At 73.1% G+C, this 13,739-nt stretch carries 11 protein-coding genes; 7 read left to right on the top strand and 4 right to left on the bottom strand.

Features of this window, described 5'->3' with window-relative positions:
• Window positions 1-32: 32 nt before the first annotated feature.
• Window positions 33-5,141, bottom strand: a complete 5,109-nt coding sequence (locus QEZ54_RS28570; protein WP_281307835.1) for a Pls/PosA family non-ribosomal peptide synthetase — start codon at window positions 5,139-5,141, stop codon at window positions 33-35.
• 46 nt (window positions 5,142-5,187) lie between these two features.
• A complete protein-coding gene (locus tag QEZ54_RS28565; protein ID WP_281307834.1) occupies window positions 5,188-6,606 on the bottom strand; it encodes a diaminobutyrate--2-oxoglutarate transaminase family protein in 1,419 nt (472 codons plus the stop codon).
• Between the two features lie 255 nt (window positions 6,607-6,861).
• Here QEZ54_RS28565 and QEZ54_RS28560 point away from each other — a divergent pair, with 255 nt between their 5' ends.
• From QEZ54_RS28560 to QEZ54_RS28540, 5 genes are read left to right on the top strand one after another with little or no spacing between them, the layout of a single operon-like run.
• Window positions 6,862-7,566 carry an LppX_LprAFG lipoprotein gene (locus tag QEZ54_RS28560; protein ID WP_281307833.1) on the top strand — a complete coding sequence of 235 codons (705 nt, stop codon included), beginning with the start codon at window positions 6,862-6,864 and terminating at the stop codon, window positions 7,564-7,566.
• A 5-nt stretch (window positions 7,567-7,571) separates the two neighbouring features.
• Window positions 7,572-9,152: an MFS transporter gene (locus QEZ54_RS28555; RefSeq protein WP_281307832.1), complete on the top strand. Its 1,581-nt coding sequence runs from the start codon at window positions 7,572-7,574 to the stop codon at window positions 9,150-9,152.
• On the top strand, window positions 9,149-9,385 hold the full coding sequence (locus QEZ54_RS28550; protein ID WP_212832894.1) for a ribbon-helix-helix domain-containing protein: 237 nt from the start codon (window positions 9,149-9,151) through the stop codon (window positions 9,383-9,385). Before QEZ54_RS28555 ends, QEZ54_RS28550 begins: the two co-directional genes overlap by 4 nt.
• The gene (locus QEZ54_RS28545; protein WP_281307831.1) at window positions 9,372-9,719 is read left to right on the top strand and encodes a type II toxin-antitoxin system PemK/MazF family toxin; all 348 of its coding nucleotides are present in this window, start codon (window positions 9,372-9,374) and stop codon (window positions 9,717-9,719) included. The genes QEZ54_RS28550 and QEZ54_RS28545 overlap by 14 nt, the downstream gene beginning before the upstream one ends.
• On the top strand, window positions 9,719-10,180 hold the full coding sequence (locus tag QEZ54_RS28540) for a GNAT family N-acetyltransferase (protein ID WP_281307830.1): 462 nt from the start codon (window positions 9,719-9,721) through the stop codon (window positions 10,178-10,180). Before QEZ54_RS28545 ends, QEZ54_RS28540 begins: the two co-directional genes overlap by 1 nt.
• Window positions 10,181-10,263: 83 nt before the next feature.
• Here QEZ54_RS28540 and QEZ54_RS28535 read toward each other — a convergent pair whose 3' ends face one another.
• Window positions 10,264-10,845, bottom strand: coding sequence for an HhH-GPD-type base excision DNA repair protein (locus tag QEZ54_RS28535; protein WP_281307829.1), 582 nt, complete (start codon window positions 10,843-10,845; stop codon window positions 10,264-10,266).
• Window positions 10,846-11,061: 216 nt separating this feature from the next.
• The gene (locus QEZ54_RS28530; protein WP_281307828.1) at window positions 11,062-11,634 is read right to left on the bottom strand and encodes a VanZ family protein; all 573 of its coding nucleotides are present in this window, start codon (window positions 11,632-11,634) and stop codon (window positions 11,062-11,064) included.
• 28 nt (window positions 11,635-11,662) lie between these two features.
• On the opposite strand from QEZ54_RS28530, the gene QEZ54_RS28525 reads away from it, so the two are divergent.
• Together QEZ54_RS28525 and dtd are read left to right on the top strand one after the other, a co-directional pair.
• Complete coding sequence (locus QEZ54_RS28525) at window positions 11,663-13,141, top strand: methyltransferase (protein WP_281307827.1); 1,479 nt, start codon at window positions 11,663-11,665, stop codon at window positions 13,139-13,141.
• A gap of 78 nt (window positions 13,142-13,219) precedes the next feature.
• Window positions 13,220-13,642, top strand: coding sequence for a D-aminoacyl-tRNA deacylase (dtd, locus tag QEZ54_RS28520; RefSeq protein ID WP_281307826.1), 423 nt, complete (start codon window positions 13,220-13,222; stop codon window positions 13,640-13,642).
• Window positions 13,643-13,739 lie beyond the last annotated feature (97 nt).

Below are 13,739 nucleotides of genomic sequence, written 5' to 3'. Positions count from 1 at the left end.
GACCGCGCAGTCTATCTCCGCGCCGCCCCGGTTCAGTCCCGCCGGACCGGCTCCACGCTGCGGGCCTCGACCGCGCCGTCGGCCAGGATGTGCAGCAGCACCTCCTCGCCCTCCGGCCGGGGCCGGGCCGCCTTCGGCCTGCGGCCGGACCGCCCCACCGACTTCGACACCGCGGGCCGCGCCGGCCGGGCGGCCCGCCGGTCGGCGCGCCGGTCCCGGGGCCGTACCGCCACGGTCAGCCAGTGCTGCTGCTCGTCGGCGCACCACTGCTCCTGGTGGAACCAGCACCTGGCCTCGCCGGCCCCGGGTGCCAGCACGTCGAGCGGGTCCAGGCGGGTGTCCAGGCGCTCCAGGTCGGCGGTCCCGGCGCAGCGGGCGTACGCCGCCTTGAGCGTCCACATGCGCAGGAAGTGCTCGCCGCGCTGCCGGGCGTCGGTCTGCACGAGCCGGGTCTGCTCGTCGGCGGACAGCAGCGGCCAGGGCAGCGCGTCCGGGCCGCGTTCGGCCGTGCCCAGGTCCACCCCGATGTCGTACGACTCCGACACCGCGATCGCCAGCAGCGTCGGCGTCTGGGCGAAGCTCAGGTCGATCCCGGCGACCGGCCCGAACACGGCGAGTTTGCCGAAGCCGCTGCGCCCCAGCACCCAGTCGCGCGGAGCCACCTCGCCGTGCCACTCGATCGACAGGATCATGCGGATCAGCGCCCGGGTCACCACGTACGCGCTGCGCCGCTCGCCCGAGCGCAGGGTGGCCGCCTCGGCGCGCTCGTCGGCGCCGAGGAACTGGGCCAGTTCGTCCTGGCGGCGGTGGCACTCCTGGAGCCGGAACAGCGACAGCGCCAGGCCGGTCGACTGCCCGCGCCGCTGGGCCGGGGTGGCCCGCAGCTCGGCCAGCAGCTGCCGCGCGGCGGCCCGGGAGCCGCTGCGCGGTCCGGCCGGCTCGGGTACGACGGCGACCGGCTCGGGTACGACCTCGTCCACCACCTCGCCCTCGACCACGGCCTCGGTGGCGGCCTCAGCGGCGGTCCCGGCCACGATCTCACCCTCGAGCACCGGCTCCGGCAGCTCCACCCGCAGCTGGCGGGCCGGGTTGCCGTCCCAGACCTGCCCGGCGGGCAGCTGCTCGCCCTTCATCAGGAACGAGTGCGGCCCGAGCACGCCGCCCTCGCCTATCCGTACGCCGTAGTGCACGAACGCGCCCACGCCGAGGGTGCAGCCGGAGCCGAGCTCGGTGTGCTCGGAGCGGAAGAACCCGTCCTCCTGCGAGTGGCACTGGATCACGCTGGTGGCGTTGAGGGTGGCGTCGTCGCCGATGGTGACCAGCGTCTTCTCCGGCATGTAGCAGCCGTCGTCGAACAGCCGCCGCCCGACGCGCACGCCCAGGGCCCGCATGATCGGGCCGCGGAACGGGGTACCGGTGAACAGCACGCCCGCTTCCACCTTCCACAGCCGCTCGTGCCACCAGTAGTACGGGTCGTAGATGGAGCAGCGCCTGGGCCGCAGCGGCCGGAAGCCGCCCACGGCGCGCTCGACCAGCACCGTGTACGCCGTGTGGTAGACCAGCCCGAGGACGCCCGCGGCGGGCAGCACCCACAGTCCCCAGTCGGACAGCAGGTCCAGCGCGGTCAGGGTGAGCACGAACGCGCCGTAGCCGTAGCCGTAGCCGACCAGCAGGTAGACGCCGATGGTGCCCAGGTTGTAGCGGTTCTTGGCCCGCAGCCGCCGCCGCAGTTCGTCGCCGGCCGGCCGGTCCCCGGCCTCCCGGGCCACCGCGCGCGGGATCTCGAACGACGGCGACCCCAGCAGCCCCGTACCGGTCACCGCCGGCCCGGTCACCGGCACCGCCGTCTTGGTGCCGAACAGGCAGTCGTCTCCCACGGTGGCCTGCGGCGGGTAGGCGAGGTTGTTGCCGAGGAAGCTGCGCGGCGGCACGAAGGTCCGGGACAGCCGGAACGAGGTCGCCGACACATCGCTGTTGATCAACGACAGGCCGTCGGAGACCATCGTGCCGCTGCCGACGCTGCACAGGAACGGCGTGTCGTGCTTGAGCTCGTTGCCGAAGTTGGAGCCGGTCTGCACGACGCGGCCGAGGTCGTAGCCGAGCCAGCGCAGGTAGTGCACGACGTAGGAGCTGTCGCCGAACAGCTGCATGAGGTAGGCGTTGTTGGTCCACCGTCCGATGGCGACCTGGAGCCAGTGGTGGATGCCGTAGAGCCGGTACACCCGCCCCGGGCGCAGCGCCAGGTTCATCAGCCTGGGGACCGTCATGATCATCCCGAGCCCGAGCAGCAGGCCGCCGACGTACAGGATCGCCGTGATGATCGCGACGTCGCGGAAGAAGTACCCCCGCGTCACCGTCAGGTCCGCCGCGCCGAGCATCCGCGTGAGCACCGGCAGCCGGGTCAGCAGCACCACCAGGAACCCCCAGGCCAGCGGCCCGGTGAGCAGCAGCAGGTTGGCCAGTTTGAGGACGCAGTAGACCGTCTTGCGGACCGGCCCGATCGGCATCGGCGGCACCGTCGCCAGGTCGCCGCCCGCGCGCTGGGCCGGGCTTCCCTGCCAGTACTGCCCCGCCGGGACCTCCTGCGCGGCGTGCAGCGACGACGCGTGCCCCAGCCGGGCCCCGTCGCCGACCCGCGTGTCGATGTCGAGCACGGCCATCTCGCCGATGATCGCCCCGGCCCCGATCGCGACCGGCCCGGTCTGGATCAGGCCCGCGTACGCCCGGTAGCCGGCGAACTGGACGTCCTTGCGCACGACCGCACCGGCTCCGACGGTTAGCAGGTCGGTGCAGACCGGCACCGTGCCGGACAGGACGACCGCGCCGGGCCCGATCTTCGCGCCGAGCAGCCGCAGGTAGACGTTGTAGAGCGGGGTGCCCGCGAACAGCGCCAGCGGGTTGCCGCGCACCGCCATGCGCCCGAGCCAGAAGCGCAGGTAGCCCAGGCTCCACACGGGCACCTCGCGGGCCTTCCAGCGCCCGATGACCAGCCACTTCAGCCCGATGGGCAGCGCGCAGCCGACGGCGAAGGCCGCCGCCGTGAACGCCGCGCAGCGCAGGTAGAGCTCCACCCAGCCGGTCGCGGCCGAGGTGTAGAGGTACCCGAGCACCAGCAGCAGCGCGCCGAGGCAGGCCCCCGCGATCATCAGCGCGACCTGGGCGACGCCGGTCAGCACGTAGCGGACGGTGGCCGCGCGGTGGGCCCGCCGGGCGGGCACCGGCCGCGCCACGGGCTCGCCCGCCGGCACGTCGGCGGGGGCCGGGCCGGCCGCGGCGGCCAGCGCCCGGATCGTCGGGTGCAGGTAGACGTCGCGCATGGACACCGGCGGCAGGTCGGCGCGGGCGCGGACCTTCGCGCAGAACTTGGCCATCAGCAGCGAGTCGGCACCCAGTTCGTCGAAGAAGTGGCTGTCCACGCCGATGCGGTCGAGGCGCACCGTGGCGGCGAGCAGTTCGGCCAGGCCGCGCTCCACCGGCCCGACCGGCTCGGTGGTGGTCTGCGACCCGGTCAGGCTGCGGTCGCCGCTGGGCGGCGGCAGGCTCTTGCGGTCGGCCTTGTCGCTGGGCAGCAGCGGGATCGCCGCCAGCTGCTCCAGGTACGCCGGGATCATGTAGCCGGGCAGGCGGTCGCGCAGGCGCGCGTACACCAGCTTGCGGTCTAGTTCCGGGGTGTCGGCGCGCAGGCTGTAGTAGCCGACCAGCTCGACCGCGCCGGGCTCGGGCTCATGGGTGGCCACCACCGCGGCCGCGATGCCGGGCACCTGCAGCAGCACCGACTCGATCTCGGTCAGCTCGATCCGGTAGCCGCGCACCTTCACCTGGGTGTCGATCCGCCCGTGGTACTCGATCTCGCCGTCGGCGTTGACCCGGCCCAGGTCGCCGGTGCGGTAGATGCGGCCGGACGGGTTGTGGTCCAGGGCCAGGAAGTCGGGGACGAAGGCGCGCTCCGTGAGGTCGTCGCGGTTGACGTACCCGGCGGCCAGGCCGATCCCGGCGATGCCGATCTCGCCCAGCGCACCGGCGGGCAGGGCGCGCGGTGCGTCGGGGTCCAGGATCACCGCCGTGTACGTCGGCAGCGGCAGCCCCAGCGTGATCGGCTTGTCGGGGTGCACCTCGGTCCACGTCGCGGTGACCGTGGCCTCGGTCGGGCCGTACACGTTGAGGAACCGGCGGTCCGGCCGGTGCCAGCGGGTGACCAGGTCCTGCGGGCACGCCTCGCCGGAGACGAGCAGGAAGCGCAGCCGCGGCAGGTCGGCGTCCAGGGTGGCCAGGAGCGTGGGCACGCAGCACACCGCGGTGACGTCGCGGGCGTCCAGGAAGTCCCACAGGTCCTGCCCGAGCAGGCTCGCGCCGCCGGGTTTGGGCACCAGCGTGGCGCCGACCAGCCACGGCACCCAGATCTCCTCGACCGAGAAGTCGAACGCGATGGTCATGCCCTGGTACATGCGGTCGTCGGGGCGTACCCCGTAGCACTCGGCCGCGACCTGGACGAAGTTGCAGATGGACCGGTGCTCGACGGCGACGCCCTTGGGCCGCCCGGTCGAGCCGGAGGTGTAGATGATGTAGGCCAGCTCGTCGACCGGCTCGCCCCGCTCGCGGTCGGCCAGCCGGTACCCGGCCAGCGCCTCGATCGCGTCGGCCTGCTCGTCCACGCACAGCAGCTCGGCCCCGTCCTCAGCGAGCCGGTCGCGCAGGTGGGACAGGGTCAGCACCAGCCGCGCCCCGGCGTCGGCGGTGATGTAGGCCAGCCGGTCGGCGGGGAAGCCCGCGTCCAGCGGCACGTACGCAGCGTTGATCTTCATGACGGCGAGCATGCCGGTGTAGGCGTGCACCGCCTGGTCGAACAGCAGCGCGACCCGGTCGCCGGGGCGCACGCCCCGGGCGGCCAGGTACCGGGCGAGCCGGTTCGCCCGCACGTCGAGCTGGTCGTACGTGAGCGCGACGTCCCCGGCGTCGACCGCCGGCCGGTCGCCGTGCCCGTCGCGCCGCAGCCGGTCGCACTGCCGCTCGTACAGGTCCGACAGCCGCTCCCCCGGTCGGCACCGGGGCTCGTGGCTGACGCCGAAACCGCGCACCACCAGCCCGTCCGCGCCGCCGGGGTCCAGCCCGGACAGGTCGTCGGCGACAAGGCCACTGCTCATGAACGGACCTTCCCTTCGGCGGCGGGACGGGCGGGACCGGCTCGGCTCAGCTCTCGTCCGCGCCGCGGGGCAGCTGCTCGGCCTCGCGCTGCGCCGGCGGCACCGGGCAGCAGGCCCGGACGGCCTCCAGCAGCACCTGGCAGGCGGTGTCGACGGTCGGCGCGTCGACGTTGAGCGGCGGCAGGATGCGCACCACGCAGTCGTCGCGGCCGCCGAGCTCGATGATCAGGCCGTGCCGCAGCGCGTACGCCTGCACCTGGCGGGCCAGTTCACCGGCGGTCCGCCCGTCGCCGGGGTCGGCCAGCTCGATGCCCCACATCAGGCCCCGGCCCCGCACCTCCCGTACGGCGGGGTGCTCGCGCAGCGGGAGCAGCCGGGCGGCGAGCTGCTCGCCCCGCGCGGCCACGTTGGCCAGCACGCCGTCGCGGTGGATGATGCGCACCGCCTCGGCCCCGGCCGCGAACGCGAGCTGGTTGCCCCGGAAGGTGCCGGTGTGGGCGCCGGGGGCCCAGACGTCGAGGCGCTCGTCGTACATGATGATCGCGACGGGGGTGCCGATACCCGACAGGGCCTTGGCCGCCACGATCACGTCGGGCTCGATGTCGTACTGCTCGAAGGCGAACCAGGTGCCGGTACGGCCGCAGCCGGTCTGCACCTCGTCGACGATCAGCGGGATGTCCAGCGCCCGGGTCAGCGCCCGCACCCGGCGGACGAAGTCGTGGTCGGCCGGGATCACGCCGCCCTCGCCCTGGACCAGTTCGAGCAGCACCGCCGCGGGCAGCGGGATGCCGCCGTTGGGGTCCAGCAGCGCGTTCTCCAGCAGCGCGGCGCAGTTGGTCTGGCAGCTGTCGGGCCGCAGCCCCACCGGGCACCGGTTGCAGTACGAGTACGGGAAGAAGTGCACCCCCGGCACCCCGTTGGCGATCGGCCGCTTCTGCGCCACCAGGCCGGACAGCGCCATCGCGGCGTGGCTGCCGCCGTGGTAGCCGCCCTGGAAGGAGACGATGTCGCCCCGGCCGGTCGCGGTCTTGCACAGCTTGATCGCGGCCTCGATGGCGTTGGCGCCGGTCGGGCCGCAGAAGTGCACCTTCATCCGCTCGCGCAGCCCGGGGGCCAGCATGGACAGCTGGGCGTCGACGAAGTCGTCCTTGGCGGGGGTGGGGAAGTCCAGCGCGTGGGTGAGCGTGGCGACCTGCTGGGCGACCACGCGTACCAGTTCGGGGTGGTTGTGGCCGAGCGAGAGCACGCCCGCGCCGGTCAGGAAGTCGATGAAGACGTTGCCGTCGACGTCGCGCACGTAGCTGCCGCTGCCTTCGGCCAGCGCGATGGGCAGGTGCCGGGGGTAGGTCCGGGCGTTGGACTCGCGGCGCTGCTGGCGCGCGAGCAGTTCGGCCGAACGGGGTCCGGGCAGGTCGCCCTGGACGTACGGTCTGGTCGCCGCCTCAGGCCCGCTGAGCAGTGTCATTGCTTCTCCTTCTGGGTCACGAACCCGGTGGTCACCGGATCCGGTGAGCAGGGCGGTGGCGCCCGGTCCTGGAGCACCGTGCCATAACGACTACTGTTTGAAATCGTTTGCTCACCCTTCGTGATGCTACCCACGGACTGTCCGAACAGTCCGATTTTCCCGGAGGTTCGCCGCCGGTCCGGATCGCCGCAGTTCAGGGCAGCCGTCGGCGCCGCCGAAAGGCGCACAGTGGCGGGCTTCGTTAGCATGCGCGGTATGTCCAGGACCAAGCTCGCGTTCACCGCGCTCGCCATAGCCGCCCTCGCCCTCACCGGCTGCACGCCGAAGCAGGACGACGACAAGCCCGCCGAGACGCTGCCCAGCGCCCAGCAGCTGCTGGGTGAGGGCGCCACGGCGATGGCCGCGGTGACCACGGCCCACTTCGTCATCGACGTCGAGGGCAAGATCAGTGGACTCAGCCTCAAGCACGCCGAGGGCGACCTCACCAACAAGGGCGAGGCCACCGGCTCTGCCAAGATCGAGCAGTTCGGCGCGCTGTTCGAGGCGAAGTTCGTCATGGTCGGCAGCGACCTCTGGCTGCAGGGCCCGACCGGCGGCTTCACCAAGCTCCCGCTGTCCGCCGCGGCCAGCGTCTACGACCCGTCGGCCATCCTGGACCCCAACCGCGGCGTGGCCAAGCTGCTCAGCACGGTCAAGAGCGCGACCACCGAGGCCAAGGAGACCGTCGACGGCCACGAGGCGTACAAGGTGAAGGTCGAGCCGGACCAGGCCGCGCTGGCCGCGCTGGTCCCGGGCGCACCCGCCGGGGTCACCGGCTACCTGTGGCTGGACGCGAGCACCAAGCAGCTGGTCAAGGGCGAGTTCAACATGCCCGCCAGCGGCAGCGACCCGGCCGGCAAGGTCACCGTCGCGTTCACGAACTACAACGCCCCGGTCACCGTCACCCCGCCCGCGTCCTGATCCTCGTGACCACCCCCGCCACCAACGCGCCCGCCGCACCGACACGCCACCTGGCCGTCGGTGTCGGCGGGCTCGCCGTACTGCTCGGCGCCCTCGACACGTACGTGCTGGTCTCGGTCCTGGTCCAGGTGATCACCGACATCGGCATCCCGATCAACCACCTGGAGCGGGCCACCCCGCTGGTCACCGGCTACCTGCTCGGCTACCTGGCGGCGATGCCGCTGCTGGGCAGCCTGTCCGACCGGTACGGCCGCCGCCTGGTCATCATCGCCTGCCTGGCCGGCTTCGCCGCGGGCTCCGCGCTGACCGCCGTCGCCACCGGGCTGGTGCCGCTGACGGCCGGACGCGCCATCACCGGCATGGCCGGCGGCGCGCTGCTGCCGGTGACCATGGCCCTGATCGCAGACCTGTTCCCGCCCGCCTCCCGGCCGACCGCGCTGGGCTGGGTCGGCGCCGCCCAGGAGCTCGGCGCCGTGCTCGGCCCGCTGTTCGGAGCCGGGGTGGCGGCGTGGATCGGCTGGCGCGGCATCTTCTGGCTCAACCTGCCGCTGGCGGCCGTCGCCGCGGTGGCGGTGTGGTTCCTGGTGCCCCGGCGCGACCCGGCCGCCCCGCGCGGCGGCCGGGTCGACGTGGTCGGCGGACTGCTGCTGGCGCTGGTGCTCGGGCTGCTCGTGGTCGGCCTGTACAACCCGGACCCGCAGCACACCATGCTCTCGCCCTGGGGCGTGCCCGCGCTGGCCGCCGCCGCGGTCGCGCTGGCGGGGTTCGTGCTGTGGGAGCGGCGGGCCCGCACCCGGCTGCTCGACCCGGCGGGCGTGCGGATGGGGCCGTTCCTGGCCGCGCTCGGCGCCAGCGTGTGCGCCGGGGCCGCGCTGATGGTGACCCTGGTCGACGTGGAGCTGGTGGCGCAGACGCTGCTGCGGGTCGACGCGTTCGAGGCCACCCTGCTGCTGACCCGGTTCCTGGTGGCGCTGCCGGTCGGGGCGGTCCTCGGCGGGCTGCTGATCAAGCGGCTGGGCGAGCGCTGGCCGACGGTGGCGGGGCTGCTGCTGGCCGCCGGGGCGTACGCGCTGATCGCGGCCTGGCCCGCCGACCTGCTCGCGGCCCGGCACGACCTGGGCCTGTTCACCCTCCCCCGGCTCGACACCGACCTGGTGCTCGCGGGCCTGGGCCTGGGCCTGGTCATCGCGCCGCTGTCGGCGATCGTGCTGCGCATCGTCCCCGCCGACCGGCACGGCGTCGCCTCGGCCGGGGTCGTGGTGGCCCGGATGACCGGCATGCTGGCCGGGGTCGCCGGGCTGACCGCCTGGGGGCTCTACCGGTTCCAGCAGTTCACCAAGGACCTGGCCACGCCGTTCCCGTTCGGGCTGACCGAGGACGAGTACAAGCGGCAGCTGGCCGCGTACACGACCGCGCTGACCGACGCCCTGCGGGCGGAGTACCGCGAGATCTTCGTGGCGACCGCGGCGATCTGCGTGCTGGGTGCCGTCATCGCGCTCGGGCTGCGTGTGCGCACGGACACAGCAGGTGGGCATACGGAGCCGGTGGCACCCGAGGTGGCACCCTCGGTAGCATCGATGTCATGAAGCTCAGCGTCAGCCTTCCCGACGAGGACGTGGACTTCGTCGACGACTACGCCGAGCGCACCGGCATGTCCACGCGCTCGTCGGTGCTGCACCGTGCCATAGACCTGCTGCGCGAGCGCGACCTCGAGGCCGCGTACGCCGACGCGTTCGACGAGTGGGAGGAAGGCACCGACGCCCCCGGTCCCGGCTGGGACGTCGTCGCCGGCGACGGGCTCGCCGATGCGGCGCGGTGACGTCTACCTGGTCGATCTCGAACCGCACCGGGGCGCCGAGGCGGACAAGGTCCGGCCCGCGGTCGTGGTCAGCAACGACGCCGCGAACCGGGTCGCCCAGCGCACCGGTCGCGGCGTCGTCACCGTGGTGCCGGTGACCACCAGCACCGACCGGGTCTACCCGTTCCAGGTGCTGCTCCCGGCCGTCGAATGCGGGCTGCGGCAGGAGTCCAAGGCCCAGGCCGAGCAGGTGCGTACGGTGGCGGTGCAGCGCCTGCACCGCCGCGTCGGCACGGTCCCGCCCGAGCAGATGGAGCGCCTGGACGAGGCCCTGCGCACCCACCTGGCGCTGTGATGGTGACGGTGCGCCCGGCCGGGCCCGACGACCTGCCCGCGCTGATCGCACTGCGCCGCGCCTGGACCGCCGAGCAGCACGGCACCGACGATCCCGACTTCGACGCCCAGTTCACCGCCTGGTACGCCGCCGAGGCCGACCGCCGCGTGTTCTGGCTGGCCGAGTGCGACGGCGAAGCGGTCGGCATGGTCAATCTGGTCATCTTCACCCGCATGCCGAAGCCCGGCTTCCCAGCCGGACGCTGGGGCTACCTCAGCAACGCCTTCGTGCTGCCCGCCCACCGCGACGCCGGTGTCGGCGCGGCCATGATGAACGCCCTGCTGGCCCACGCCCGAGCCGAGAAGCTGGTCCGCGTGCTGCTCAGCCCCTCCCAGCGGTCGGTCCCGTTCTACCGCCGCGCCGGCTTCGACCCCGCCGCCGGCCTCCTGATCACCAGCCTGGACGACGAGTACGTACCCTGACCGCTCTGGATACCCGCGGATGCGCTCATCGGTGATGGCCTCATCTGTGATGGTTCCACTTCTGGAACCATGTCCGGGAGCGACTAGCCCTTCGCCCCCTTGGCCTCGGCCTTCATCTGCTTCTTGAACTCGCGCACCTTGGTCAGGGACGGGGCGTCGACGATGTCGGCCACCGAGCGCAGCGAGCCCTCCTCGCCGTATGCGCCCGCCGCCTCCCGCCAGCCCTCCGGCCGCACGTCGAACTGCTTGCCCAGCAGCGCGGTGAAGATCTGCGCCTTCATCTTGCCGAAGCCGGGCAGGTCGCCGAGGCGCTTGAGCAGGTCCTTGCCGTCCTTGGCTCCCGTCCACAGCGCGGCGGTGTCGCCGTCGTAGTCGTCGACGATCGCCTGGGCCAGCTTCTGGCTGCGCTCGGCCATCGAACCGGGGAAGCGGTGGATGGCGGGCGGGGTGGCGTAGATGGCGGCGAAGCGCTCGGGGTCGTACGCGGCGATCTCGGCGGGGTCGAGCCGGGACACCTCCAGCCGCTGCGCCAGCAGGTACGGCCCCTTGAACGCCTTCTCCAGCGGCTGCTGCTGATCCAGCAGCATGCCGAGGATCAGGGCGAACGGGTCCTCGGCGAGCAGCCTGTCCGCGTCGGCGTCCTGGGCGAGCCACAGCGTCGTCATGCCCTACAGCCTGCCAGACCCCGCCGCCCCACCAGCCCGACTCCCGCTCCCCCGGCGCGCCCGCCGCACCCCCACCCAAGATCGGGTGCAGTTTCGGGGAAAGTGCCGGAATCTTGGCGCGGATTCATGCAGTCTCCCCGAAACTGCAGCGACCATGACGCGGGTCCCGGGGCACCCCGACCCAGCAGGCGGCGCCGGTGCCGGGCGATGCGGTGGTCAGCGGGGCGCAATCGCCAGGGGACGGGTCCGGGACGGGGCCTTGGCCCACCAGCGGCGGGTGGCCAGGCCGCCGAGCAGGCAGCCGAGCGCGTTGACCAGGATGTCGTCGACGCTGAACACGCGGCCGTCGACGAACAGGTGCTGCACCACCTCCAGCACGGCCGAGCAGGCGGCGCCCAGCGCGAACAGCCGCCACGGCGCGGCGAACGCCGCCGAGCGGACCGGCGCCCCCGCCCCGAGCGCGAACAGCACCAGCAGGTTGCCGACGATCTGCGGCACGATGAAGCCGATCGGCTGGATCATCTGCACGCGCAGGTCGCTGAGCGGGATCAGGTAGACGCGGGTGAAGTCCGGCGGCACCCGCACCGGCGTCATGATCATCCATACCCACGGAACGGTGCCCGCGACCGCGAGCACCTCGGCGAGCGAGCGGCGCCGGGCCGTGACCGGATCGAGCCCGGCCCGCACCCGCAGCCGGGTCAGGGCGGCGATCGCGAGCAGCACGATCGGGGCCAGCGCCAGCATCGTGATCCAGACGACGTGCCAGCGCTGCCAGAGCTGCTGCATCATGCGCAGGAGATTAGTGCACGATGTCAGAGTGCAGACGCTGCTGGAGCCCGCTGACCTCGACCGCCTGCGTACGGCGCTGACCGCCGCGGGCTTCACCGCCGACGGCATCGCCGCCCGCCTCGGACCGGCCGCCACCGCCGACGCCGCCCGGCACGACTTCCGGGCCGCGCTGCGCGCCACCGGCTCCGGCGAGGCGCTCGACACGCTGATCCGCCTGTTCATCTGCGGCGTCACCGAGACCGAGCCCGCCGTCACCCGGGCGCTGGCACCGCTGGCGCTGTCGGCGGCGCGCACCGCCGGGCTGGTGGCGCTGGAGGACGGCGGGGTGCGCGCGAACGTCGACCTGGAGCCGTACGGCGACTGGTGGGTCCTGTCCGACCTGCCCGCCCAGCCCGGCCGCCAGCTGCCCGCCGACCACGTGCTGGGCGTCGGCGGCGCCTCCACCACCCTGGCCGCCGCCACCGTACGCACCAAGGTCGGCACCGCCCTGGACCTCGGCACCGGCTGCGGCGTACAGGCGCTGCACCTGAGCACCCACGCCGCCTCGGTCACCGCCACCGACCTGTCCCCGCGCGCGCTGCGCTTCGCCGCCACCACCGCCGCGCTCAACGGCCTCAACTGGGAGCTGCTGCAGGGCGACATGCTCGCCCCGGTCGCCGACCGCGGCTTCGACCTGGTGGTGAGCAACCCGCCGTTCGTGGTCGGGCCCGGCACGGCCACGCACGTGTACCGCGACTCCGGCCGCGCCGGGGACGGCGTCTGCGCCGAGCTGGCCGCCGCCGCGCCGACGCTGCTGAACCCGGGCGGCACGCTGCAGTTCCTGGCCAACTGGGTGCACGTCGCCGGCGAGGACTGGGAGGACCGGGTCGCCGGGTGGTTCGCGGGCACCGGCATGGACGTGTGGGCGATCCAGCGCGAGGTCAGCGACCCGCTGGACTACGTACGGCTGTGGCTGGCCGACGCCAGCGAGCGGCACGACGCGCACCGGGCCGCGCAGTGGCTGGACTGGTTCGCCGAGCACGGCGTCGAGGCGATCGGCTTCGGCCTGATCACGGCCCGCCACGGCGGCAAGGCCGACCCGACCGTGGTCTGCGAGGACCTGCGCCAGCAGGTGCAGCCGCCCCTGGGTGACCGCGTCGCCGAGTGGTTCACCCGCCGCGACTGGCTCGACGCCCGTACCGCCGAAGAACTCCTCGCCACCCGCTACCACACCGCCCCCGGCCTGCAACTACGCCAGGAGGCCACCATGTCCGACGACGGCTGGGCGGTAGACCGCCAGTACCTCACCCTCCCCGAGGGCCTGCGCTGGACCGAGGAGATCGACCCCCTCATCCTCGCCCTGGTCAGCGGCTCCACCGCCACCCTGCCCCTCCGCGACCAGCTGGCCGTCCTCGCCGCCGCCCACGACGCCCCCCTCCCCGACCTCACCCAAGCCCTCCTCCCCGTCCTAGACCACCTGGTAGAACGCGGCATCCTCCTCCCTACCGCCACCCCCGACAGCCGTTGATCATGAACTTGTGGCACGGTTCGACGGCGTGTCGTGGGCACAGCTTCCTGATCGACATCACAGACAAGGGGTAGCGGGATGCGAGCGGTGGTGCAGACGGTCAGCCGGGCGAAGGTGACCGTCGCCGATGAGACCGTGGGCGAGATCAAGGACGGACTGCTGGTACTTCTCGGTGTGACGCACGGCGACACCCAGGCGACCGTCGAGACGATGGCCCGCAAGGTGCATGAACTGCGGATCCTCGAGGGCGAGCGATCCGCCTCGGACGTCGGCGCCCCGCTGCTGGTGGTCAGCCAGTTCACCCTGTACGGCGACGCCCGCAAAGGCCGCCGCCCCACCTGGCAGGCGGCGGCCCCCGCAGAAGTCGCCGAACCGGTCTTCACCGCCTTCGTCGAAGCGCTACGCGCCCGCGGCGCCACCGTCGAGACCGGACGCTTCCGCACTCACATGCTGGTCGAAAGCGTCAACAACGGCCCCAACACCCTCATCCTCGACCTCTGATTCCCTATCGGGGATCGGGTGTCAAGCCTGGCTTGACCAGCGCGGGATGCTGGTTGGAGGATCGCTGGTGGGGAAGGTCGCCTCGTTTGTCGGCGCT

Origin of the sequence: Catellatospora sp. KI3 (assembly GCF_029948125.1) — a bacterium.
GTDB lineage: Bacteria > Actinomycetota > Actinomycetes > Mycobacteriales > Micromonosporaceae > Catellatospora.
This window is presented reverse-complemented; position numbering and strand designations above follow the sequence as displayed.